Below are 23,245 nucleotides of genomic sequence, written 5' to 3' on the forward strand. Positions count from 1 at the left end.
ATCCCCAATCACTACTGGTGTCGTGGATGAAGGTACTACACGCGTAGTGGTTGTTGCTACGGTGTTTCCGTGGCGAGAAACGTGGAACGACGGGCGGCCCTGGCCGACGCGGGGTTGCGGGTGCTGGCGGCGACCGGGGCACGCGGCCTCACCCACCGGGCGGTCGACGCCGAGGCGGGCGTGCCGACGGGCACCGCCTCCAACTACTTCCGCTCCCGGGACGCGCTGCTCGGCGCGCTCGGCGAGCGGATCATGGAGCGGTTCGCCCCCGACGAGCGGGTCCTGGCCGAACTGGGCGCCCGCGAGCCGTCCCTGGAGCTGTTCACGGACTACCTGCGCTACATCGTCGAGCGGACCACGCGGCAGCCCGACCTCACCCGGGCGCTGATCGAGCTGCGGCTGGAGGCGGCCCGCCGCCCCGACCTGGCCCGGATCCTCGGCGACACCCTGCGGCGCGGCTACCGCGACGACGTCGCGTTCCACCTCGCCGCCGGATTACCGGGTGGCGCGTTCGAGGTCGCTCTGCTGCACTACGCCGTGGACGGGCTGCTGCTCGATCTGCTCGGCACGTCCATCGAGGCGGGATTCGACCCCGACGACGTGGTCGTGGCGTTCGTGTCCCGGCTGGTCGGCCGTGTCGACCGGTGACTGCGACACAGGGAGGCGGCATGGTGGAACTGGTGCCGATGACGGCCGAGGAGTTCGCGCGGGTGCGGGAACCGCTCGTGCGCTCGTACGCCGAGGCGATGGTCACCGACCGCGGCCTGGCGCCGGCCGCGGCCCTGGAGCGGGCCACCACCCAGCTGCGCGAACAGCTCCCCGACGGCGTCGACAGCGCCGGCGCCCTGCTCCGCACCGCCCGGGTGGGCGACGTCGAGGTGGGGTGGCTCTGGGTCGGCCTTCCCGGCGGCCCCGCCGGGCCCCACACCGCCTGGCTCAACAACGTCGAGGTGCATCCCGGACACCGCAGACAGGGGTACGGGCGACGGATGATCCAGCTCGTCGAGGCGGAACTCGCCGCCCTCGGGGTGCCCGAGCTGGGGCTGAACGTCTTCGGCTCCAACACCGGGGCCATCCACCTCTACCACGACCTCGGCTACCGGGTGGCCGCCCAGCAGATGACGAAGCGGATCTCCCCGGCCGGCTGAGCCCGTCAGGAGTGTTCCCCGGCGCAGCGGGAACCCCGCCCCGGACGCACCTGGGGAGGAGCGACGGATGAGGCATGGCGGCGGACTGACCATCGGTGTGCTCGGCTCGTACGGCGGTCGCAACCTCGGTGACGAGGCGATCCTGAGCGGTCTGCTCGCCGATCTGCGCGAGCAGGAGCCGAACGGGCGGATCATCGTCTTCTCCCGGAACCCGGAGCACACCAGGACCGCCCATCCCGACGTGGAGGCGGTGCCCTGGGAGGGGATCAGCCGGACCGACTCGGCGCTGGTCCTGGCCCAGCTCGACGTGCTGATCCTCGGCGGCGGCGGCATCCTCTACGACCGGGAGGCCCGCCGCTACCTGCGGGTGGTCCGGGTCGCCCAGGAGCGGGGCCTGCCGCTGCTGACGTACGCGGTGGGGGTCGGGCCGCTCAGCGAGGACGTGGACACCGGCATGGTGCGGGAGACCCTGGCCAGCGCCACCCAGGTGACCGTACGGGACCAGGAGTCCCGGATGGTGCTGGAGGAGGCGGGGCTGCTCAACCCGATCACCGTCACCGCCGATCCCGCGTTCCTGATCGAGCCCGAGGACTTCCCGGCGGAGCTGCTCCGCGAGGAGGGGGTGCCGGCGGGCAAGCGGCTGGTCGGGATGAGCGTGCGGGAGCCGGGCCGGGCCGCCGAGCGCCTCGACGTCGACGGCTACCACCGCCTGCTCGCCCAGATCGGCGACTTCCTGGTGCACCGGATCGACGCCTACGTGCTCTTCGTCCCGATGGAGCGCGACGACATCCGGCACTCGCACGGCGTGCTGTCGCACATGGTCGCCGCCGAGCGGGGCCGGATCCTGCACGGCACCTACTCGCCCCAGCAGGTGCTCGGGCTGATGCGCCACTTCGACCTGGCCGTGGGCATGCGGCTGCACTTCCTGATCTTCGCCGCGATGGCGGGCACGCCGTTCCTGCCCCTGCCGTACGCCGGCAAGGTCTTCGACCTCGCCCAGCGGCTCGGGGTGCCGGCGCTGCGCGGCGTGGAGCGGGAGGTCGAGGGCCCGCTGCTGGCCGAGGTCGACCGGCTCTGGGACGAGCGGGAGCAGCGGGCCGAGGCCACCGCCCGACGGGTGGCCGAGGTGTGCGAAGAGGCCCGGGGAACCTCCCAGGTCACCCGCGCCGTGCTGGACAGCCTGCGGGCCCGCAGCCTGGCCCCGGCGGTCTGACCCGCCGGCTCAGACCGCCGGCCCCCGCCAGCGGTAGCGCCACCGGTCGGCCTCGGCGTCCACGGACTCCAGCTCGTAGATCTCCGCCTCGGCCAGCCCCTTCGCGCCGAGGTGGTGATGGGTCAGCGGCGGTCGGCCGTTCGGGTCCAGCTCCACGGTGACGGTCTCGCCGTCGGCCACGCCACCGACCAGGGGGATCTCTGCCGTTGATGCCATGCGCCCCATCCTGCCCCGCCCGGGAGGACCCCGCAGCGGATAGCGGGGCAGCGGGCCGGGGCGCGCTCCGCCCGCCGCCGGCCGGCGCGGCGACCTGACCCGGTGCGCGCCGCCCGCCGCCCGCCGACGCACGGCGGGCTCAGCGACGCGGCAGCAGGTCGGGCGGATACTCCATGCCGTCGTGGGTGCAGGCCGCCGCGGCGACCCGGGCCGCGTACGCCGCCGCGTCGGTCAGCGCCGCGCCGCGCAGCCGGGCGGCGATCACGCCCGCCGCGAAGGCGTCCCCCGCGCCGTTGGTGTCGACGACCGGTGCGGGCGGCGCGGCGGCGGGCACCGCCGTCGGTGCGCCCCCGCCGGTGTGCAGCTCGGCGCCGTCCGCCCCCCGGGTCACCAGCACCGTGCGGGGCGCCAGCGTGGCGGCGAGCGCGCCGGCCCCCGCGCCCAGCCGGACCCCGCTGACGAAGACCAGGTCGGCCACCTCGGCGAAGGGCCAGTGGTAGGCGTTCCCGCCGTCCCAGTCGTGCAGGTCGGTGGAGAGGGCGGCCCCGCCGGCCAGTCCCGCGCGCAGGGCGGGCAGCAGGGGAAGCGTCCAATCCATGATCGACAGATGTACGTGGGCCGCCTGCCGGACCAGCGCGGCCACGTCGGCCGTCGGGAACGGGGCGGGCCCGTGCCAGGGGCGCGGGTCGTAGAGCGACATCCGCCGGCCGGCCGGGTCGACCATGTTCACCGACCGCCGGGTGCCGGCCGGGGCGTCGCCCAGCACGGCGTGCACGCCGGTGCGGGCCAGCGCGGCGCGGACCACGTCGCCGGCCGGGTCGGCACCGATGACGTCGACCACCGCCACCCGGAGCCCGAGCGCGTGCGCGGCGAGCGCCACCCCGGCGCCGGTGTTGCCGATCCGCAGGTCGATCGGGTCGACGGTGACGGAGTCGGCGGCCGGCAGCGGGATCGCGGGCACCCGTACCCGCACGTCGACGCCGAGACCGCCGATCACGAGGAGGTCGTACACGCGCCCGACCCTATCCCCGCCGCCCGGCGGACACGGGGCCCGGGCCGCCCACCGTCGGCTCGTCCGGACGGCCGACGGTGTGCTGGCCGGGGCCGTCGGTCCGGACCGATATCCTCGCCGGGGTCGTCGCGAGGAGGGGGACGCGTGCTGGTCGTCCACGGGGTCTGGCGCTCCGGCGTGGGGCTCGCCGTCTGGGCCGAGGACAGCGCGCTGCCGGCCCACGCGCCGCGCCGCCCGGGCCGGGCGCCCCGGGAACGGCCGCACCCGTTCGCCGCCGACCACGCCGCGCTCGTCGCCGCGCTGGCCGCGGCGGCCGAGCCGGCCCACCCCGGCACCGCCCTGCTCACCCTCCCCACCCGGGCCGGCGCACCGCTGGACTCCCCGGAACTCGTCCGCGCCGACGTCGCGGGGGCGGTCCGCGGGCCGGTCACCCTCGCCGGCTGGCGGGTGCCCGTCCTCCGGTACGCCCCCGACGCCGCCCTGGCCCTGCTGCGCGGCGTCGACGCGGTGGCCGCCGTGCCGGGCGCGACCCTGCGCCACCTCGCCGAGCTGGCGGACTTCGCGGTCGACCTGGCGGCCCGGGGACGGGTCCTGCCCGGCCTCGCCGAGGCACCCCCGGCGGCTCGCTCCCGGGCGGCCAGCGGCGGCTGCGCGGCTACTCCGGCTCCGGGCCGGACCCGCGCGGGCGGGCAGCGGGCGGAGGCCGGCGCCCGGGCGGTCTGGCGACCGCTGCTGACCGGCACGGACGCCGCCTGGGCCCGGGCGCTGGCGCTGGCCCTGCCCCCGGCCGCCCGCGCCGCCACCGGGCCGGACGAACCGGGCGCCCCCGGTGCCGCCGCCGGGGCGGACACCCTGTCCGGGCCAATCGCCGCCCGTCGCGCGCGACCCGGCCCGCCCGCCGGGCGCCACCGGCCCGCGCCGGCCGCCGTCGACGCGCCGGGCGCGCTGGTCGCCGACGCGCTCGACGCGCTCACCGACGCCGCCGTCCGGGCCGCCCTGGCGGAGACAGCGCTGGCCCGGGGCGTACGCCCGAACGGCGCGGTGCCGGCCTGGCTGGCCGCGCTCACCGGGCCGGTGCGGGAGTTCGCCGCCGACCCGGCCGCGCTGGACACCCTCCGCGCCGAACTGGACGCCTGGCAGCGTGACGCGGCCGGCGGGGCGGTGCGGGCCAGCTTCCGCCTGGTCGAGCCGCCGGCCGAGGAGCTCACCGAGCCGGTCGTCGTGGTGCCCGCCGACCCGGCGGCGACGGCGCGGCCGGCCGGGCGGTGGCGCATCGAGTTCGGGCTCCAGGCGGCGGACGAGCCGAGCCTGCACGTGGACGCCGGGCAGGTCTGGCGGGCGCCGGCGAGCGTCGCCGGGCTGGCCGGTCGCGGCGGCGACCCGCAGGAGACCCTGCTCGCCGAGCTGGGGCGCGCCAGCCGGCTCTGGCCCGAGCTGGACACCGCCCTGCGTACGGCCACGCCGGAGGCCCTGGAGCTGGACGTCGAGGGGGCGCACCGGTTCCTGCGCGAGGGCGCGCCGGTGCTGCACGCCGCCGGGTTCGCCGTGCTGCTGCCGTCCTGGTGGCGGCGCCCGTCGTCCCGGCTCGGCGCCCGGTTGCAGGCCCGCAGCCGGACCGCCCCGGGCACCGTCGCCGCCACCGTCGGGGGCGTCGGGCTGGACGCCCTCGTCGACTACCGCTGGGAGGTGTCCCTCGGCGACCAGCCACTCACGGCCGAGGAACTGGCGTCGCTGGCCGCGCTGAAGACCCCGCTGGTGCGGCTGCGCGGGCAGTGGGTGGAACTGGACCCGAAGCGGCTCGCCGCCGGCCTGCGGCTGCTCCGTTCCTCCGGGGAGCTGACCGTCGCCGACCTGCTCCGGCTCGGCCTGACCGACGCCGAGCAGCCGGACGCGCTGCCGGTGCTGGAGGTCGGTGCCGACGGCGCCCTGGGCGACCTGCTGGCCGGGGCGGTGGAGCGCCGGCTCGCCCCGCTGGACCCGCCGCCGGGGTTCCACGGCACGCTGCGGCCGTACCAGCGGCGAGGGCTGGCCTGGCTGGCGTTCCTCCAGTCGCTGGGGCTCGGCGCGGTGCTCGCCGACGACATGGGGCTGGGCAAGACGGTGCAACTGCTCGCCCTGCTCGCCGGGGACCCGCCGGACGCCGGCCCGACCCTGCTGGTCTGCCCGATGTCGCTGGTGGGCAACTGGCAGCGGGAGGCGGCGCGGTTCACGCCGGGGCTGCGCGTACACGTGCACCACGGCGCGGAGCGGGCGCGGGGCGAGGCGTTCGGCGCGGCCGTGCACGACGCGGACCTGGTCCTCACCACCTACTCGGTCGCGGCCCGTGACGCGGTCGAGCTGGCCGGGATCGACTGGCGGCGGGTGGTGGTCGACGAGGCCCAGGCCATCAAGAACGCCGCCACCCGGCAGGCCGAGGCGGTCCGCGCGCTGCCCGCCCGGCACCGGATCGCCGTCACCGGCACGCCCGTGGAGAACCGGCTGGCGGACCTCTGGTCGATCATGCAGTTCGCCAACCCCGGCCTGCTCGGGCCGGCGGCGACCTTCCGCAAGAAGTACGCCGAGCCGATCGAGCGGCACGGCGACGCCGAGACGGCCGAGCGGCTGCGCCGGATCACCGGCCCGTTCGTGCTGCGCCGGCTCAAGACCGACTCCTCGATCATCTCCGACCTGCCGGAGAAGCTGGAGATGGAGGTGCTCTGCAACCTCACCGCCGAGCAGGCCTCGCTCTACCGGGCGATCGTCGACGACATGATGGCGCGGATCGAGTCCAGCGACGGCATCGAGCGCCGTGGGCTCGTGCTCGCCGCCATGACCCGGCTCAAGCAGGTCTGCAACCACCCCGCGCAGCTGCTGCGCGACGGCTCGGCGCTGCCCGGCCGCTCCGGCAAGCTGGCCCGCCTGGAGGAGATCCTGGACGAGGTCCTCGCGGCGGGGGAGCGGGCCCTGCTCTTCACCCAGTACGCCGAGTTCGGCGGCATGCTGCGCGGGCACCTGTCGGCCCGCTTCGGCCGGGAGGTGCTCTTCCTGCACGGCGGCGTCGGCAAGGCCGACCGGGACGCCATGGTGACCCGGTTCCAGTCCCCGGGGGGACCGGCGATCTTCGTCCTGTCGCTCAAGGCCGGCGGCACCGGGCTCACCCTCACCGAGGCCAACCACGTGGTGCACGTCGACCGGTGGTGGAACCCCGCCGTCGAGGACCAGGCCACCGACCGGGCGTTCCGCATCGGCCAGCGGCGCCGGGTGCAGGTCCGCAAGTTCGTCTGCGCCGGCACGGTGGAGGAGAAGGTGGCGGCGCTGATCGCCGACAAGCGCAGCCTCGCCGCCTCGGTCGTCGGCACCGGCGAGCAGTGGGTCACCGAGCTGTCCACGACGCAGCTGCGCGAGCTGTTCACCCTGGAGGCCGGGGCGGTGGTGGAGTGAGCGGGCAGGCGCAGGGCGACGGCGGCGCCAACGGCCGGTTCGCCGACTACGGCCGGCCCCGCCGGGTCGACGGCGGGCTGCGGGCCCGCAGCACCCGGGGGGCCATCGGCCGGTCCTGGTGGTCCCAACGCTTCCTGGAGGTGCTGGAGTCGTTCGCCCTCGGCACCCGGCTGACCCGTGGCCGGTCGTACGCGCGGGCCGGCCAGGTGGTCCGCCTGGAGGTCGCCCCGGGCACCGTCGGCGCCGTCGTGCAGGGCTCCCGCGCGCAGCCGTACGAGGTGAGCATCGCGCTGCCGCCGTTTCCGGAGGCGGTCTGGGCCCGCGTGGAGGCGGAGCTGGCCGCCCAGGCGTTCTTCAGCGCCCGGCTGCTCGCCGGCGACCTGCCCCCGGAACTGGAGGAGCTGTTCGGGGCCGCCGGCGCCCCGCTCTTCCCCACCGGCGTGGCGGAGCTGCGTCAGCGGTGCAACTGCCCCGACTTCGCCGTTCCCTGCAAGCATCTCGCGGCCACGTTCTACCTGCTCGCGGAGGCGTTCGACGCCGACCCGTTCCAGTTGCTGCACTGGCGGGGCCGGAGCCGGACGCAGCTGCTCGACCGGCTGCGCGTCCTGCGGGCCACCGCCGCAGGCGCCGACGACCAGTCGGCCGTGACGGAGACCGCACCGGCGACGCCGTCCCTGCCGGACGATGCCGTGCCGCGGGCCGTGCCGTCCCTGCCGGACGATGGCGTGTCGCGGGCCGTGCCGTCCACAATGGACGGTGCCGTGCCGGCCACGCTGGGTGGTGCCACGCCGCCGGCGGTGCCGTCCATGTCGAACGGTGCCGCGCCGGCCGCGCCGTCCACGCTGGACGGTGCGGTGGCGCCGACCGCGGAGTCCACGCGGGACGGCGGTGTAACGGGTCCCGGGCGGGACGCCGTGGCCGTCCCGCCGGTCGGGGCGTCCCGGGCGCTCGCCGGCCTGCCGCCGGCGCCGCTGGCCGAGGCGGTCGACCGGTTCTGGCTGCCGCCGGTCCCGTTGCCCGACCGGCCACCCAGCCTGTCGACCGGCCCGGACCTGCTGCTGCGGCAGCTCGGCGCGCCGGCCCCCGCCATCGGCGGGCCCGGTCTCCTGGAGCGGCTGCGGCGGGCGTACCGGCTCCTCGGCGGGTGAGACCGCCGGCGGAACGGTACGCGGCCCCGGTTCACAGCCAGCGGCGGCGGAACCGCCACATGAGTGCGGCGTTGGCCACCAGGACCACCGCGCAGACGGCCCCGGCCAGTCGCCCGGCCAGCACGGTCATCGCCGGCAGCGAGGCCCACAGCACGATCGTCAACAGCATCAGCCACCGGCCGCGACGGGCCCGGGCCCGGTTGTCGAGCCGGGCGAAGAACGCCGGATCGCTCTCCCGGAGCTGACGGGTGATCTGTTCGAACCTGCGCTGATCCTCTTTGCTGAGCATGTGCCTTCCCCTCACGTGTTCAGCGGTTCGGCGGCATACCCGCTGCGGCGGCGGCTCACGCTCCCGTCCTGCTGCTACTTTGCCGCCCCGCCCCGCCCGGCCCACGCCCGTCCGGCCGCGCCCCGGCCCTCCGGGTGCGCGGGGGAGCGCCTCAGCGCAGGCTTAGCCGCACCTTAAGTTTGCCTGTGGCGATGAAAGGGGCCTCCCGCGCCGGGCCGGCCGCGATGGCCGGGTCCGGCCCGTGCCGTGCCGCGTACGCCCTGCTCGCGAGGTCCGTGCCGGACCGCGCCGAGTTCCGGTGTCGGCGATCCGCGCTGAGCGGCGCCTTAAGTGCCGTCCTGGGGGCTTCCGGTGCTGCTTGAAGGCACCTGAACGCTTCATTACCTTCCGGTGACAACCCCCTCAGGCACCAGTCGCCGCACCTGCCCCCGTGCCCGGTGCCAGTCGTCGCGGCGCAGCAGAAACGGATTGGTACATGGCCGACCAGAATGTGCCACCACGGCGACCGCGGGACGATCGCGGATGGGACGGGCGTCAGTACCCCGCCGCCGGCGACGGTCACCGCGACACCTACGCCCCCACCCCGTACGGCCACGACGCGCGCGCCCCGCACCAGGGCGGACACCCCGAAGGCACGCAGGGCCAGTACGCGCACGCCGGGCACCCGGCCGCGCGCGGGCCGCAGTGGGTCGGCCCGGAGGGCTTCGCGCGGCAGACCGCCGCGCCGTCGGCCGGCCCGGGACTGCCCAACCTGGACGACGGCGACGAGCCGGGCCGCAAGGTCGGCCGGCGCAAGGCCCTCGTGGCCCTCGGCGGCACCGCGGCCGTGGTCGCCGGTGGCGCCGCCCTGGCGATGACCCCGCAGATCCGCAGCCTCCTCGGCGACGAGGCGGTGGCCGGCGACGCCACCGGCACCACGGTCACCGACGGCACCCCTGCCCGGCCGAGCGGCCAGCAGCCGAGCACGGTGCGCACCTACACCGAGCAGAACGAGAGCTACATGGGCTCCCGGGCCGGCGAGGCGCTGAAGAAGAACGCGCCGGCCGGCGGCCGGACCTTCTCCGGGCCGGCCGCCGCCGCTGCGGAGACCAAGGTGACCGTCAAGACGGTGCTCGCCAAGGACCCGGTCCTGCACCTGGCCCGGCGGGCCACCTTCGGCGCCACCGGGCAGGTCCTCGCCGACATCAGGGAGCGGGGCATCGACGGCTGGCTGCGCTGGCAGCTCGACCCCGACAAGATCGCCCCGACGAAGGCCGAGCTGAAGCTCGCCGACCTGCCGACGCTGAAGCTGGGCACCGCGCAGCTTCGCGAGCAGCGCGAGCAGCTCAACGAGCGCGGCGCGCAGCCGGAGAAGGAGCTGGTGGACGCCACCATCGCCCGGCAGATCTGGTCGCAGCGGCAGCTGTTCGAGGTCATGGTCGACTTCTGGAACGACTTCCTGCACGTCGCCGCGGACTTCGACGGGGGCGAGGTCTACCGCGCGTCCTTCGACCGGGACGTCGTGCGGGCGCACGCCCTCGGCAGCTACCCCGAGATGCTGCTCGCCGCGAACCGGCACCCGGCGCTGCTGCTCTACCTCAACCAGAACGACTCCCGGGCCGACGCGGTCAACGAGAACCTGGCCCGCGAGAACCTGGAGCTGTACTCGGTCGGCGTCGACGGCGGCTACACCGAGAAGGACGTGCGGCAGGCGGCCCTGCTCCAGACCGGCCGGGGCGTCAACGACGGGAAGTACGTGTTCCGCCCCGAGCGGCACTACGTCGGCAAGGTGAAGGTGCTCGGCTTCACCCACGCGAACGCCTCGAAGGACCCGAAGAAGGCCGAGGCGGCCATCGACGCGTACATCACGTACATCGCGCTGCACCCGTCCACCGCGAAGTACGTGGCGCAGAGCCTGGCCACCCGGTTCGTCTCGGACACCCCGCCGAAGTCCCTCGTGGAGCGGCTGGCGAAGTCGTACAGCCTGAACAAGGGCATGATCAAGCCGGTGCTGATGACGCTGTTCAGCTCCTCGGAGTTCTGGGCGGCGGTGGGCCAGAAGGTGCGCCGGCCGATGGAGTACCTGGTCGCCACGTACCGGGCCCTGGGCGTGTCCCCGGAGGCGTCGCCGAAGCACGACAACGGCGACAACAAGCGCACCCCGTACGCCCGGGGGCTGCGGCAGATCCACGACAGGATGCGCGAGCTGGGCCAGTACCCGATGGGCCAGCCCACCCCCGACGGCTACCCGGACGTCTACGTGGCCTGGACCTCCGCCGGCACCATGGTCCACGGCTGGAACGAGGCGGGCGAGCTGCTCGCCGGCCGACGCACCGTCTTCACCTACACCCCGCCGGAGAAGCTGGTGGCCCGGCCTCCGGCCACCGCCGGGGCGTACGTGGACGCGCTGGCCCTGCGGCTGGTGGGTCAGAAGCTGAGCGCCAGGGAACGGTCCCTGATCCTCGGCGTGGCCGGCGTGGCTGCCGGCGACAAGGTCGACGCCACGTTCGACGGGGCCGTCACCGCCGTAGCGCGGGCGATCCTCGCTTCCCCCCAGCACCACCTCCGGTGAGGCACCCGATGGAGAAGACTGTGCACACGTTCCCCCTGCACCCCGAATGCCCCGACCTGCGGCGGCTGGCCGACGACCCGGCCGAGGCGCTGCTGCGGGCGGAGGCCGACATCGTCGCCGCCGAGAACGCCGCCGAGGCCGACCGCTACCGGCGGCTGGAGGACCTCGAGGAGGCCCAGCAGGACGGTCGGGGCGTGACCCGGCGGACGTTCGTGGCCGGCGCCGCCGCCACCGCCACCGCCCTCGCGACCGCCCAGTTCGTCACCACCTCCGCCTCGTTCGCCGCCACCAAGACCGGCACCCTGATCCACGTCTTCCTCTACGGCGGACTGGACGGGCTGAGCCTGGTCGCCCCGGCGGACGACCCGGTGCTCGCCAAGGCCCGCCCCGACCTGCTGCTCGGCGACGACTCCCTGGCCGTCGGCCGCGGCTTCAAGCTGACCAGCGCGTTCAAGCCGCTGGAGAAGTGGCTGAAGAGCGGCAACCTGGGCTTCGTCCCGGCGGTCTCCGACGAGCGGTTGTCCCGCAGCCACTTCCAGGCGGCGGACGCCTGCAACCTCGGCGGCCTGCCCAGCGAGACCGGCGGCCGGGGCTGGCTGGACAGCCTGGTCGACGCGCTCGGCACGGGCACCGCGTTCCGCAGCGTCGGCATCGGCAGCACGCTGCCCCGGTCGCTGGTCGGCAACAACGGCGCGCTGTCCCTCAACAGCGTCGGTTCGCTGCGACTCAACGGCGACGACCGGTACCGGGCCGCGACCGAGAAGGCGATCAAGGGTCTCTTCACCGGGATCAACCACCCGGTGCAGGAGGCCGTGCAGGACGGCCTGGGCGCGCTGGCCACCGCGCAGCGCCTCGCCGCGAAGCCGTACCAGCCGGCCGAGGGCGTCGAGTACAAGGGCGTCGGCTACGCGTTCCAGCAGCTCGCCCAGCTCATCAAGGGCGGGGCGAACGTCCGGGTCGCCACCGTCGGGATGGGCGGCTACGACACCCACGAGAACCAGGGCACCCGCGACGGCGGTCAGCTGCACCGGCGGCTCAACGAGCTGGCCAACGCCATGGCGGCGTTCTTCACCGACCTGGGGGAGAAGTCGGCCGACGTGACCATCATGGTCTCCAGCGAGTTCGGCCGGCGGGTCGCCTCCAACGGCGGCGGCACCGACCACGGCCACGGCGGGGTGGTCACCGTGCTCTCCGGCCGCAAGCTCACCGGCTCGCTGCTGGGCAACTGGAACGGGCTGGCCGACCTGGACTCCGGCGACGTGCCCGAGTACAACAACATGTTCAACGTCTACGGGGCCGTCGCGCAGGGCCGCTTCGGGCTCACCAACGCGGAGGTGGACAAGATCTTCCCCCGGCAGAAGTACCGCCCGATGAAGCTGTACGCGTGACGTACCCGCGCACCCACGCCGCCGGCCGCCGCACCGGGACGACCCCGTCCCGGCGCGGCGGCCGGCCGGCTGCGGACGTACGCCCCCTGGTGCCGCCGCGACGCGGACCCGGCGGCCGGCGGCTGCTGGCCGCGCTGCTCGTCGTCGGCCTGCTCGCCAGCGTGCTGCCCTGGTGGCTGGACACCCCGCCCGGATCGCTGCGGACGACGGCCGCCACCGTGACCGCCGCCGGCCGGATCACCGGGCTGGTCGCCGGCTACCTGCTGCTCGTGCAGGTGCTGATGATGAGCCGGCTGCCGATCCTGGAGCGGTGGGCCGGCGGCGAGCGGATCGCCCGCTGGCACCGCGACGTCGGGGCCACCCTGCTGGTGGCCGTGCTCGCGCACGCGTCGCTGATCCTGGTCGGCTACGCCGACCTGGAGGACAACCCGGTGCTCACCGAGGCCGGCGTGCTGCTGCGCGACTACGAGGACATGGTCTCCGCGTTCGCCGCCGCCGGCATCCTGGTGCTGGTCGGCCTCACCAGCGTCCGGGCGATCCGGACCGCGCTGCCGTACGAGCTGTGGCACGCCCTGCACCTGTCGAGCTACGCGGTGCTGCTGCTGGGCTTCGCCCACCAGTTCAGCAACGGTGCGCAGCTGTTCCGGCCCGGCCCGGTGCGTACCTTCTGGATCGCGATGTACGTGGTGGTGCTCGCCGCACTGCTCTGGGGCCGGGTCGTCGCGCCGCTGGCGTTCAACCTGCGGCACCGGCTGCGGGTCGCCGACGTGGTCGCGGAGAGCCCGGACACGATCTCGATCTACCTGACCGGCGACCGGCTGGAGCGGCTGGAGATGCTCGGCGGGCAGTTCTTCCGCTGGCGGTTCCTCGCCCGGGGCTGCTGGTGGCAGGCGCACCCGTTCTCGGTCTCGGCCGCCGCCAACGGCCGCTGGCTGCGGCTCACCGTCAAGGTGGTCGGCAGGCACACCGCCGACCTGCGCGACCTCGAAGCGGGCACCCGCGTCTGGGCGGAGGGCCCGTCGGGCACCTTCACCGCCGCCCACCGCACCCGTGAGCGGGCCCTGCTGATCGCCGGCGGCAGCGGGATCACCCCCATCCGGGCCATGCTGGAGGAGCTGCCGCCCGGCGCCGCGCTGATCTACCGCGCCCGCACCCCGGGCGACGTGCTGCTGCACCGCGAGCTGGACTGGCTCGCCGAGGCCCGCGACACCGCGATCTGGTACGTCGTCGGCTCCCGCGACGATCCCGGCCCCCGCCAGGTGATGAGCCCGGACGGGCTGCGCCGGCTGGTGCCCGACCTCGCCCGGCGCGACGTCTACCTCTGCGGGCCGCCCGGCCTGGTCGAGCAGTCGCTGCGGGTGCTCCGCGAGGCCGGCGTGCCCCGCCGGCAGATCCACCTGGCCACGTTCGAGCTGTAGGAAGGCTTCCATGCGTCGCGCCCTGCTCGCGATCACCGGCCTGGCGGCCGGCACCACCGCCATGGTGGTGCTGAAGGGCTCGCCGGGCACCAGCCCCGTCGCCCAGGACCTGCCGGCGGCGCCCCCACCGGTGGCCCCCGCGCCGGCCGGTCCGACCCCGGGCGGCGGGGAGGTCTCCGCCCCGGCGTCGCCGGCCCGCACCAGCGCGTCCCCCCGGCCCGGTCGCACCGCCACCCGGGCGCCGGCGAGCCGGCCCAGCGCCACCAGCCGGGCGCCGTCCGCGCCGCGCACCACCACGAAGCCGCCGCCCGCGCCGACGACCCGCACCGTCACGGGGCCGGTGGTGGAGAACGAGTACGGCAACGTGCAGGTGCAGATCACCCTCTCCGGGACGCGGATCGTCGACGTGGTGGCCCTGGAACTGCCCGAGGAGACCGCCCAGTCCGACCAGCGCAGCGAGCAGGTCGACGGCCGCTACAGCGGCGGCTCCGGGCTGGTGGTGCAGCGGCAGAGCGCCGATGTGGACACCGTCTCCGGGGCGACCGCCACCAGCACCTCGTACAAGCAGTCGTTGCAGGCCGCGATCGACCGGGCGAGGTGACGTGCCGGCGGTGGGACGGCGCGAGCCGGGCGGGTGTCCGCCGGCGACCAGGCCGGGGCTGCGCCGGGTCGAGCAGGTCATGGGCACCGCGATCAGCCTCGACCTCGCCGACGACCTGCCCCCCGCCGAGCTGGCCGGGCTGGCCGGGGACGTGTTCGCCTGGCTGCGCGAGGTGGACGCCCGGTTCAGCACGTACCGGGCCGACAGCGAGGTGTGCCGCGTCGACCGGGGCGAGCTGCCGCTCTCCGGGGCGGGCGCCGACCTGCGGGAGGTGCTGGCGCGCTGCGCCGACCTGTGGAAGGTCACCGACGGCTGCTTCGACGCGTACGCCACCGGGCGGCTCGACCCGTCCGGCTACGTCAAGGGCTGGTCGGTGCAGGTCGCCTCGGACCGGCTGCTCGCCGCCGGGGCGGCGAACCACTGCCTGAACGCCGGCGGCGACGTGCGGGTACGCGGCCACTCCTCGACCGGGCGACCGTGGCGGATCGGCGTCCGCCACCCGTGGGACGCGATGTCCACCTGCCTCGTGCTCACCGGCACCGACCTGGCCGTGGCCACGTCCGGCGTCTACGAGCGCGGCCACCACGTGCTCGACCCGCGCCGGGGCGTGCCGGCCCGGGGGCTGCGCTCGGTCACCGTGGTCGGGCCGGACCTGGGGCTGGCCGACGCGTACGCCACCGCGGCCGTCGCGATGGGCCCGGCCGGCATCGGCTGGCTGGAGGGCCTGCCCGGGCACCAGCACGCGGTCGTCACCGACGACGCCCGCCTCCTGCACTCCACCGCCCTGCCCCTGGCCAGTTGAGGGTCAGCGGAAAGGGCGGGTGGTGGCGGGGCGGGAGCCGAGGGGGCGGGGGCGGCCCGGGCGGGAGCCGACGGGACGGGTGACCGGCCAGCGGCGGCGCGGCCGGTGCCGGGGTGGCGGCTCCGCGCCGTCCGGCTGTCGCGCGGTGTCGTCGGTGGACATGCAACCCCCGCTCCCGGCGCGGGTGCGCCGTCGTCGTGCTCAACGAGCGCCGGCCCTCCGGCGTCGCTGCCGTGCCGCCGTCACATGCCCCGACGCGGCAGCGGCAGGTGCCCGGGGAGCAGGTCGGAGGTGACCCTGACCCCGGTGGCCCGCAGGGCCTCGATCAGCGCGTTCTGCACCAGGTAGGAGTCGGGCAGTTGCCAGCGGGCCTGTTCGGGCGCGACCGCCCACCGGACGGTGCCCTCCGGCAGCCGGGTCGGTGGGGCCGGGATCCAGGAGCCGGGACCGTGCCGGACCACGTGGAAGCAGTGGTCAAGCTCGGGGCGGAGCGGGTCGCCGGGGCGGACCAGGAACATCCAGCGGCCGGTCGGGGTCACCAGCACCGGCCCGCGTACGCCGACGCCGGCCGGGTGCGTCCGGACCGCGTCCAGCACGTGCCGGCCGAGGTGCGTGGGGACCTCCAGCACGTCGAACGCCCGCCCGGTGGGCAGCAGCACCCCGTGCGGCCGGGTGCGCCACCAGGTCGCGACCCGGGCCGGGTCGGCGCTCGCCGCGTGCTCCCAGTTCTCCAGGGCGGGGTGGCAGCCGACCGTCGGGCAGCCGGCCCGCCCGCAGACGAAGCGGCTGCGGGCGAGGCAGGCGCCGGGGGTGACGTCCCAGCCGTGCAGGGCGTACCGTACGGCCACCCGGCGCAGCCGCACCCGTTCCAACGGGGACAGTTGAACGACGCGCGGCGCGACATTCCCCCACATGTGCCATCTCCCCTCGCCGGACCCGGCCGGTGCCCAGGTCGCATGTCGAGCACCGTCACTGCCGTAACCCGCGATCGTTGAGCTGACGAACGGCTCGTGCAACTTGCACGAAAACTACGAGAACTGGCTGTATGGCTGACGCACACGCTGTGCGACCAGCGAAAACCTGAGACGTACGGATCGATCGCCGCACCCGGCAGGACCGGCCGGCACGCCCGCTCGAGCAGGCACAGGGGAAGGAACGAGTGGATGGACGAGTTGCCCATCGGGCGGCGGGTGGCCTACTGGCGGGGGCGGCGCAAGATGTCGCAGCAGGTCTTCGCCGACCGGCTGGGCAAGTCGAAGAGCTGGGTGGACAAGATCGAGCGCGGGGTGCGCCGGCTGGACAAGTTCTCCGTCCTCTACGAGATCGCCGACATCCTCCAGGTCGACGTGCAGCTGCTGCTCGGCAAGGACCCGGAGCGGCGTACGGACGCGCTGAACTGCATCGACCAGGTGGAGGTGCAGGAGATCCGGGCGGCCCTGGAGCGGTACGACTCGATGAGCGCGTACTTCGACGCCGCGCCGTGCCCACCCCCCCTGGCCGACATGCGCAAGGCCGTCAACCACGCCTGGCTCACCTACCAGTACGGCCGCTACGGGATGCTCACCCGGGCGCTGCCGAAGCTGCTGCGCGACGCCCAGGCCGCCGACGCCGGCCACGGCGGCGACCAGGCGGTCGAGGCGGCCCACCTGCTCGGGCAGGTCTACCAGATCGCCTCGTCGGTGCTGCGCAAGCTGGGCGAGTGCGACCTGGCCTGGCTGGCCGCCGACCGCTCGATGGCGGTGGCCCAGCGCGCCGACGACCCGCTGCTGGCCGGCATCGCCACCACCCGGGTCTGCAACGCGCTGGTGGCGATGGGCCGCCCCCGGCCCGCGCTCGAACTCAACGTCACCATCGCCAACCGGCTCGCCCCCGGCTCCGGCAACGCCGCCGACCCGGCCCTGCTCTCGGTCTACGGGATGCTGCTGCTCCAGGGGGCGATGGCCGCCGCCCGGATCGGCGACTCCGCCACGGTCGGCGACCTGATCAACGGGGCCCAGGAGGCCGCCGTCCTGCTGGGCGGTGACCACAACCACTACTGGACCTCGTTCGGGCCGACCAACGTGGAGCTGCACCGGGCGGCGGCGGCGGTCGAGCTCGGCGACGGGGGCCGGGCGGTCGAGGTGCACCAGCAGCGCATCCAGGAGCCGGCCTTCGGCGCCCTGCTGCCGGAGCGCCGGGCCCACCACCTGCTCGACATCGCCCGGGGCTTCGCCCAGATCGGCGACGTGGCCAATGCCGGCGAGATGCTGCTGCGCGGCGACCGCCTCGCCCCGTCGGAGATCCGCTGCCGGCCGATCGCCCACGAGGTGATGTCGGACGTCCTGCGTCGCACACGTGGTGCGCCGCCTTCTCCGATTGCGGAGTTGGCTGAGCACATGGGAGTTGGGGTATGAGCGCGGAGCCGGCCTGATGACCGGCCCGCGCCCGAGCAGCGAGCGCCGTGAGGTGCTCTACGTCATCGCCTGCGGTTCGCCGCTGGCCCGCCACGTCGGCCGGCTCGTCGAGCTGGCCCACCAGGACGGTTGGGACGTCTGCGTGGTCACCACGCCGGACGGCGCCAAGTTCGTCGACCGGGCCGCGCTGGCCCGGCAGACCGGCCATCCGGTCCGCACCCACTACAAGAATCCGGGCGATCTCGACGTGCTGCCGCAGGCCGACGCGATGATCGTCTGCCCGGCGACGGTCAACACCGTCAACAAGTGGGCGGCCGGGATCACCGACACACTGGCCCTCGGGCTGCTGGTGGAGGCGCAGGGCCTGGGCGTGCCGGTGGTGGCGGTGCCGTACACGAACGCGGCGATGGCGGCCCACCCGGCCTTCCGGGCGGGCATCGCCCGGCTCGCGGAGTGGGGGGTCACGGTGCTCTTCGGCGATGACGTCTTCCCGTTGCACCCGCCGGGCACCGGCGAGCGGCACGTGCACGCCTTCCCGTGGGACCTGGGCCTGGCCGCCGTACGCGACCGGCTCTGCCCCGTCGCATGACGTGTGAGGAAGGGCCCCTGGCAATCGCGTACGCGATTGCCAGGGGCCCTTCCTCACACCCGGGACACGCCGTCGCGTCGGTGGGCGAGGGCCCCGGCCGGGGTCCGCGCCGGTAAGCTGGCCCGCCGTGAGCACCAACGCAGTCCCGCCGACCGTCGCCGACGTGGTCGCCGAGCTGGAGCGGCGCTATCCGCCGGCCTGGGCCGAGGACTGGGACCGCGTCGGGCTCGTGCTCGGTGAGCCGTGCGCCCCGGTACGCCGGGTCCTCTGCGTCGTCGACGTGGTGCCGGAGACGGTCGCCGAGGCGCTCGACGCCGGCGTCGACATGATCGTCGCCCACCATCCGCTGCTGCTGCGCGGCGTCTCCTCGGTGGCCCCCACGACCTTCAAGGGCCGGATCGTGCACCGGCTGATCAAGTCCGACGTGGCGCTGTACGTCGCGCACACCAACGCCGACGTGGCCGCCCCGGGGGTCTCCGACGCCCTCGCCGCCCGGTTCGGGCTGACCGGGCTGCGCCCGCTGCACCGGCCCGCACCCGGCTCGCCCGCGCACGGCGACGGCCGGGGGATCGGTCGGATCGGCGAGCTGCCGGAGCCGATGACGCTGGCGGAGCTGACCCGGCACGCCGCCGCCGTGCTGCCCGCCACCGCCTGGGGAGTTCGCGCCGCCGGGGATCCCGGGCGTATGGTTCGTACCCTCGCGGTCAGCGGCGGCGCGGGGGACGGCTTCCTCGCCGACGCGACCGCGGCCGGGGTGGACGCGTTCCTCACCGCCGACCTGCGCCACCACCCGGCCGGCGAGCACCTGGCCGCCGACGGCCCGGCCCTGCTCGACGCCGCCCACTGGGCGACGGAACGACCGTGGCTGGACGACCTGGCCGTCCTCCTGCGGGAGGCGACGGGTGTCGAGACGCTGGTGTCCGACCTGGCCACCGACCCGTGGACCGTACACGCCGCCCCACCCGCGGTGGACGACAAGGAGCCCCGACCGTGAAGGCTGACCCCCAGGTCCAGCGCCGCCTGCTCGACCTCCAGGCGATCGACACCACCCTCGCCCAGCTCGCCCACCGGCGCCGTTCACTGCCGGAGCGGGCCGAGCTGGACGCGCTGGCCCGGGAGCTGTCCGCGCTGGAGGACGAGCGGGTCCGCGCCCAGGTCGCGGTCGACGACCTGGACCGGGACATCGCCCGCATGGAGAAGGACGTCGACCAGGTGCGGGCCCGCAAGGCCAAGAACGAGGCCCGGCTCGCCGCCGGCACCGGCCCGGCCAGGGAGCTGGAGGCCCTCCAGCACGAGCTGGTCTCGCTCAACCGCCGCCAAGGCGACCTGGAGGACGCCGAGCTGGAGCTGATGGAGCAGCGGGAGACGGCCCAGGGCGTGCTGGACGGCGTCGAGCAGCGGCTCGCGGAGGTGCGGGAGAAGCGCGACGACGCCGAGCGGCGCCGCGACCAGAGCCTGGCCGAGATCGCCAAGGAGGAGGAGTTCAAGCGCGGCGCCCGCCAGCCGCTGGCGGGCGACCTCCCGGCCGACCTGGTGCAGCTCTACGACAAGATCCGCGAGGACACCGGGCTGGGCGCGGCGCTGCTGACCGCCGGCCGGTGCGGCGGCTGCCGTCTGACGCTCTCCGGCGCCGACGTGGCCCGGATCCGCAGGACCGACCCGGACGAGGTCGTCCGCTGCGAGGACTGCCGACGGATCATGGTCCGTACCAACGAGTCCGGCCTGTAGCCCGTGGCGCCGCGCGTGGTCGTCGTCGAGGCCGACGGCGGATCCCGGGGCAACCCCGGCCCGGCCGGCTACGGCGCGGTGGTCCGCGACGCGGACACCGGTGAGGTGCTGGCCGAGCGGGGCGAGTCGATCGGCGTCGCCACCAACAACGTCGCCGAGTACCGGGGGCTGATCGCTGGGCTGGAGGCCGCCGCCGAGCTGGGCGCCGCCGAGGTCGAGGCCAGGATGGACTCGAAGCTGGTGGTCGAGCAGATGTGCGGCCGCTGGCAGATCAAGCACCCCGGGCTGCGTCCGCTCGCCGCGCAGGCCGCCGGGCTGGTCAACCGCTTCGCCGCCGTGCGGTTCCACTGGATTCCCCGGGAACGCAACCGGCACGCCGACGCCCTCGCCAACGCCGCCATGGACGCCGCCGCCGGCAAGGCGCCGACCCGGGCCGCCGTCGCGCCGCCGCGCGTCGTGGAGCCGCCGCGCGAGGTCGCCGGTCCCGACTCGCCGGCCCGCGCGAAGGCCCGGGAGGTGGCCGCCCGCGCCGCGTCGGCGACGAGCACCGGCACCGACCCGGCCACCGCGCCCGCCTCCTGGGAGCCGCGGCCGAGCTTCACCGCCACCCGGCTCATCCTCGTCCGGCACGGCGAGACGGCCTTCACCGAACAGCGCCGCTACTCCGGCCGTGGCGACGTGCCGCTCTCCGAGCGCGGCCGGGCCCAGGTCCGGGCCACGGCCGCCCGGGTGGCCGCGCTGGCCCCGACCGTCGCGGCCGTGGTCAGCTCACCCCTGTCCCGGTGTACGGCGACCGCCGAGGCGATCGCCGGTGCGCTCGGCGGCGTGCCGGTGCGCCGCGAGGACGACCTGATCGAGTGCGACTTCGGGGCCTGGGAGGGGCGCACGTTCGCCGAGGTCCGCCAGGAGTGGCCGGGCGAGATGGACGCCTGGCTGGCCTCGACCCGGGTGGCCCCGCCGGGCGGCGAGTCGTTCGTCGACGTCGCCGAGCGCTGCCGTCGCGTGGTCGACGGGCTGTGCCGGGCGTACCCGGGGGAGACCGTGGTGGTGGTCTCGCACGTCTCGCCGATCAAGCTGGTGCTGCGCGACGCCCTCGCGGCCGGCGACGGCTTCCTGCACCGGCTCTTCCTGGACGCGGCCGGCATCTCGGTGCTCGACACGTGGCCCGACGGCGGCGTCGCCGTCCGTACGGTCAACGACACCGCGCACCTCGCCGGGATCTGAGCCGGGCGGCCGGTCGTCCGGCCGCTCCGGTTCGCCGTTCGGCGCACGCCGTCCGCCGTTCGGCGCAGCAATCTCCTCCTGTAGAACGTGACCCCGGTCACAGAGTCGTAGCCTCCGGCCGTCATCAGTGTCGATCTACGACTCGCGGAGGTTTGTCGTAATGGCCGCACCCGAACCGGAGGCGCCGACAGCGGCGCGCTCCAGGGCGAAGGACCACAGCCCCTGGAACTGGTTGCTCTTCATCCCCATCGTGGTGCCCCTGATCCCGGTCTTCTTCAACGCCGACTCGCCCCGGTTCCTCGGCTTCCCGCGCTTCTACTGGCTCCAGCTCGTCTACATCCTGCTCGGCGTGGCCACCACCACGCTGGTGTACCAGATGACGAAGAAGCGGGCCGGCACGCCGTCGGACGCGCCCGGCGACACGGCGGCGGGTGATCGCTGATGTGGCGCGACCACCTCACCGAGATCATCGTCTTCTCGGTGCTCTTCCTGCTGGTCAGCGGAATGGGATTCGTGGCGGCCCGGTGGCGGGCCCCGAAGGACATGGCCCACCTCGACGAGTGGGGGCTGGGCGGGCGCAACTTCGGCGGCTGGATCACCTGGTTCCTGGTGGGCGGTGACCTGTACACCGCGTACACCTTCGTGGCGGTGCCGGCGCTGATGTTCGGTGCCGGCGCGGCCGGCTTCTTCGCCGTCCCCTACACCATCGTCATCTACCCGCTGGTGTTCCTGGTGCTGTGCCGGCTCTGGTCGGTCTCGCACCGGCACGGCTTCGTCACCCCGGCGGACTTCGTCCGCAAGCGGTTCGACTCGCCGGTGCTGGCGCTGCTCATCGCGATCACCGGCATCGTGGCGACGATGCCGTACATCGCGCTGCAACTGGTCGGCATCGAGGCGGTGCTCAAGACCATGGGGGTGACCGGCGAGAGCACGCTGGCCCGGCACCTGCCGATCATCGTCGCCTTCGCGATCCTGGCCGCGTACACCTACCAGTCGGGGCTGCGCGCGCCGGCGCTGATCGCGTTCGTCAAGGACACGCTGATCTACATCGTGATCCTGGTGGCGGTGCTCTACCTGCCGTACAAGCTGGGCGGCTGGGGCGAGATCTTCGACGCCGCCGACGCGAAGTTCGACGCGTCGCCGAACCCCAACGACGGAGTGCTGCTCAACGCCAACAACCAGCTCCAGTACGTCACGCTGGCGTTCGGCTCGGCGCTGGCGCTGTTCCTCTACCCGCACAGCATCACGGGCGTGCTGGCCAGCCGGAACCGCGACGTGATCAAGCGGAACATGTCGGCGCTGCCCGCGTACAGCCTGCTGCTCGGGCTGATCGCGCTGCTCGGCTTCATGGCCATCGCGGCCGGGGTGAAGCCGCTGCCCGGCTCGAAGGAGGGCACCGTCGACAGCAACACGGTGGTGCCGGTCCTGTTCGACCAGCAGTTCCCCGACTGGTTCGCCGGCGTCGCGTACGCGGCCATCGGCATCGGCGCGCTGGTGCCGGCGGCGATCATGTCGATCGCGGCGGCGAACCTGTTCACCCGCAACATCTACAAGGAGTACCTGAAGCGGGACGCCAGCCCCGCGCAGGAGGCGAACGTTTCCAAGATCACCTCGCTGGTGGTGAAGGTCGGCGCGGTGGCCTGCATCGTCTTCCTCGACCCGCAGTTCTCCATCGACCTCCAGCTCATCGGCGGCGTGATCATCCTCCAGACGCTGCCGGCGGTGGCGCTGGGCCTCTACACCCGCTGGTTCCACCGGGGGGCGCTGATCGGCGGCTGGATCGCGGGCATGGGACTGGGCATGTGGATGCTCTACCAGATCCCGAACGCCGCGACCGGCCGCAAGCACTTCGGCGGCTCGGCGTTCCCGCTGGCCGACTTCGGCTTCGACACCCCGAAGACGATCTACGTCGGGATCGTGGCGGTACTGGTCAACCTCGCGGTCGCGGCGCTGCTCACGGTGGTGCTGCGGGCGGCGAAGGTGCGCGACGGCGGCGACGGCACCACGTCGGACGACTACTTCGCCGACGAGGGCGACCCGCGCGTCGTGCCCGGCCCGCACCGGGACGCCGACGCCGCCCCGGAACCGGTCGCCTGAGCCACTCC

20 protein-coding genes and 2 pseudogenes are annotated in these 23,245 nt (G+C 74.8%); 18 read left to right on the forward strand and 4 right to left on the reverse strand.

Annotation, left to right across the window (positions count from 1 at the left end; all coding sequences use genetic code 11):
* The first annotated feature begins 69 nt into the window (after positions 1-69).
* From EV374_RS19200 to EV374_RS19210, 3 genes are all read left to right on the forward strand, one after another.
* Positions 70-648, forward strand: a complete 579-nt coding sequence (locus tag EV374_RS19200; RefSeq protein ID WP_132237250.1) for a TetR family transcriptional regulator — start codon at positions 70-72, stop codon at positions 646-648.
* 20 nt (positions 649-668) lie between these two features.
* Entirely contained in the window at positions 669-1,148 is a 480-nt protein-coding gene (locus tag EV374_RS19205) for a GNAT family N-acetyltransferase (RefSeq protein WP_132237252.1), read from the forward strand.
* A gap of 67 nt (positions 1,149-1,215) precedes the next feature.
* On the forward strand, positions 1,216-2,361 hold the full coding sequence (locus EV374_RS19210; protein ID WP_132237254.1) for a polysaccharide pyruvyl transferase family protein: 1,146 nt from the start codon (positions 1,216-1,218) through the stop codon (positions 2,359-2,361).
* A gap of 9 nt (positions 2,362-2,370) precedes the next feature.
* Here EV374_RS19210 and EV374_RS19215 read toward each other — a convergent pair whose 3' ends face one another.
* Together EV374_RS19215 and EV374_RS19220 are read right to left on the reverse strand one after the other, a co-directional pair.
* Entirely contained in the window at positions 2,371-2,577 is a 207-nt protein-coding gene (locus EV374_RS19215; protein ID WP_132237256.1) for a hypothetical protein, read from the reverse strand.
* Positions 2,578-2,716: 139 nt separating this feature from the next.
* Positions 2,717-3,589: a carbohydrate kinase family protein gene (locus tag EV374_RS19220; RefSeq protein WP_132237258.1), complete on the reverse strand. Its 873-nt coding sequence runs from the start codon at positions 3,587-3,589 to the stop codon at positions 2,717-2,719.
* Between the two features lie 144 nt (positions 3,590-3,733).
* Here EV374_RS19220 and EV374_RS33525 point away from each other — a divergent pair.
* From EV374_RS33525 to EV374_RS33530, 3 genes and pseudogenes are all read left to right on the forward strand, one after another.
* Positions 3,734-4,784, forward strand: a pseudogene (locus EV374_RS33525) (ATP-dependent helicase); the annotation flags it as partial.
* Positions 4,785-4,849: 65 nt separating this feature from the next.
* A pseudogene (locus tag EV374_RS19225) lies at positions 4,850-7,009 on the forward strand (DEAD/DEAH box helicase); the annotation flags it as partial.
* On the forward strand, positions 7,006-8,157 hold the full coding sequence (locus tag EV374_RS33530) for an SWIM zinc finger family protein (protein WP_486485843.1): 1,152 nt from the start codon (positions 7,006-7,008) through the stop codon (positions 8,155-8,157). The pseudogene EV374_RS19225 and the gene EV374_RS33530, both read left to right, overlap by 4 nt.
* Positions 8,158-8,188: 31 nt before the next feature.
* Here the strand turns inward: EV374_RS33530 and EV374_RS19240 are convergent, their stop codons facing one another.
* Positions 8,189-8,446, reverse strand: coding sequence for a DUF3040 domain-containing protein (locus tag EV374_RS19240; RefSeq protein ID WP_121400370.1), 258 nt, complete (start codon positions 8,444-8,446; stop codon positions 8,189-8,191).
* A gap of 475 nt (positions 8,447-8,921) precedes the next feature.
* Between EV374_RS19240 and EV374_RS19245 the strand changes: the two genes are divergently transcribed.
* The 5 genes from EV374_RS19245 (at position 8,922) to EV374_RS19265 (ending at position 15,206) form a co-directional block, all read left to right on the forward strand.
* A complete protein-coding gene (locus EV374_RS19245; RefSeq protein WP_132237262.1) occupies positions 8,922-10,997 on the forward strand; it encodes a DUF1800 domain-containing protein in 2,076 nt (691 codons plus the stop codon).
* A gap of 20 nt (positions 10,998-11,017) precedes the next feature.
* Entirely contained in the window at positions 11,018-12,385 is a 1,368-nt protein-coding gene (locus EV374_RS19250) for a DUF1501 domain-containing protein (protein ID WP_486485844.1), read from the forward strand.
* Positions 12,382-13,803: a ferredoxin reductase family protein gene (locus EV374_RS19255; RefSeq protein WP_132237266.1), complete on the forward strand. Its 1,422-nt coding sequence runs from the start codon at positions 12,382-12,384 to the stop codon at positions 13,801-13,803. The genes EV374_RS19250 and EV374_RS19255 overlap by 4 nt, the downstream gene beginning before the upstream one ends.
* A 10-nt stretch (positions 13,804-13,813) precedes the next feature.
* A complete protein-coding gene (locus tag EV374_RS19260; RefSeq protein ID WP_132237268.1) occupies positions 13,814-14,404 on the forward strand; it encodes an FMN-binding protein in 591 nt (196 codons plus the stop codon).
* 79 nt (positions 14,405-14,483) lie between these two features.
* Positions 14,484-15,206, forward strand: coding sequence for an FAD:protein FMN transferase (locus EV374_RS19265; protein ID WP_132237394.1), 723 nt, complete (start codon positions 14,484-14,486; stop codon positions 15,204-15,206).
* Between the two features lie 242 nt (positions 15,207-15,448).
* On the opposite strand, the gene EV374_RS19270 is transcribed toward EV374_RS19265, so the two are convergent.
* Positions 15,449-16,120, reverse strand: coding sequence for a bifunctional DNA primase/polymerase (locus EV374_RS19270; RefSeq protein WP_132237270.1), 672 nt, complete (start codon positions 16,118-16,120; stop codon positions 15,449-15,451).
* Between the two features lie 249 nt (positions 16,121-16,369).
* Between EV374_RS19270 and EV374_RS19275 the strand changes: the two genes are divergently transcribed.
* The 7 genes from EV374_RS19275 (at position 16,370) to mctP (ending at position 23,237) form a co-directional block, all read left to right on the forward strand.
* On the forward strand, positions 16,370-17,599 hold the full coding sequence (locus EV374_RS19275) for a helix-turn-helix domain-containing protein (RefSeq protein ID WP_132237272.1): 1,230 nt from the start codon (positions 16,370-16,372) through the stop codon (positions 17,597-17,599).
* Between the two features lie 16 nt (positions 17,600-17,615).
* Complete coding sequence (locus EV374_RS19280) at positions 17,616-18,188, forward strand: flavoprotein (protein WP_132237274.1); 573 nt, start codon at positions 17,616-17,618, stop codon at positions 18,186-18,188.
* A gap of 163 nt (positions 18,189-18,351) precedes the next feature.
* Complete coding sequence (locus tag EV374_RS19285) at positions 18,352-19,182, forward strand: Nif3-like dinuclear metal center hexameric protein (RefSeq protein WP_207914374.1); 831 nt, start codon at positions 18,352-18,354, stop codon at positions 19,180-19,182.
* Positions 19,179-19,916: a CT398-like coiled coil hairpin domain-containing protein gene (locus EV374_RS19290; RefSeq protein ID WP_132237278.1), complete on the forward strand. Its 738-nt coding sequence runs from the start codon at positions 19,179-19,181 to the stop codon at positions 19,914-19,916. Before EV374_RS19285 ends, EV374_RS19290 begins: the two co-directional genes overlap by 4 nt.
* Positions 19,917-19,919: 3 nt before the next feature.
* Complete coding sequence (locus EV374_RS19295; protein ID WP_132237280.1) at positions 19,920-21,140, forward strand: bifunctional RNase H/acid phosphatase; 1,221 nt, start codon at positions 19,920-19,922, stop codon at positions 21,138-21,140.
* 160 nt (positions 21,141-21,300) lie between these two features.
* Positions 21,301-21,582 carry a DUF3311 domain-containing protein gene (locus EV374_RS19300; RefSeq protein WP_132237282.1) on the forward strand — a complete coding sequence of 94 codons (282 nt, stop codon included), beginning with the start codon at positions 21,301-21,303 and terminating at the stop codon, positions 21,580-21,582.
* A complete protein-coding gene (gene mctP / locus EV374_RS19305) occupies positions 21,582-23,237 on the forward strand; it encodes a monocarboxylate uptake permease MctP (protein WP_132237284.1) in 1,656 nt (551 codons plus the stop codon). The genes EV374_RS19300 and mctP overlap by 1 nt, the downstream gene beginning before the upstream one ends.
* Positions 23,238-23,245 lie beyond the last annotated feature (8 nt).

It is taken from the genome of Micromonospora sp. CNZ303 (genome assembly GCF_004345505.1).

Coding starts and splice junctions, on each gene's coding strand:
- EV374_RS19205 (WP_132237252.1), top strand. CDS start 669: ATGGTGGAACTGGTGCCGATGACGGCCGAGGAGTTCGCGCGGGTGCGG.
- EV374_RS19210 (WP_132237254.1), top strand. CDS start 1,216: ATGAGGCATGGCGGCGGACTGACCATCGGTGTGCTCGGCTCGTACGGC.
- EV374_RS19215 (WP_132237256.1), bottom strand. CDS start 2,577: ATGGCATCAACGGCAGAGATCCCCCTGGTCGGTGGCGTGGCCGACGGC.
- EV374_RS19240 (WP_121400370.1), bottom strand. CDS start 8,446: ATGCTCAGCAAAGAGGATCAGCGCAGGTTCGAACAGATCACCCGTCAG.
- EV374_RS19245 (WP_132237262.1), top strand. CDS start 8,922: ATGGCCGACCAGAATGTGCCACCACGGCGACCGCGGGACGATCGCGGA.
- EV374_RS19260 (WP_132237268.1), top strand. CDS start 13,814: ATGCGTCGCGCCCTGCTCGCGATCACCGGCCTGGCGGCCGGCACCACC.
- EV374_RS19265 (WP_132237394.1), top strand. CDS start 14,484: ATGGGCACCGCGATCAGCCTCGACCTCGCCGACGACCTGCCCCCCGCC.
- EV374_RS19270 (WP_132237270.1), bottom strand. CDS start 16,120: ATGTGGGGGAATGTCGCGCCGCGCGTCGTTCAACTGTCCCCGTTGGAA.
- EV374_RS19275 (WP_132237272.1), top strand. CDS start 16,370: ATGGACGAGTTGCCCATCGGGCGGCGGGTGGCCTACTGGCGGGGGCGG.
- EV374_RS19280 (WP_132237274.1), top strand. CDS start 17,616: ATGACCGGCCCGCGCCCGAGCAGCGAGCGCCGTGAGGTGCTCTACGTC.
- EV374_RS19300 (WP_132237282.1), top strand. CDS start 21,301: ATGGCCGCACCCGAACCGGAGGCGCCGACAGCGGCGCGCTCCAGGGCG.
- mctP (WP_132237284.1), top strand. CDS start 21,582: ATGTGGCGCGACCACCTCACCGAGATCATCGTCTTCTCGGTGCTCTTC.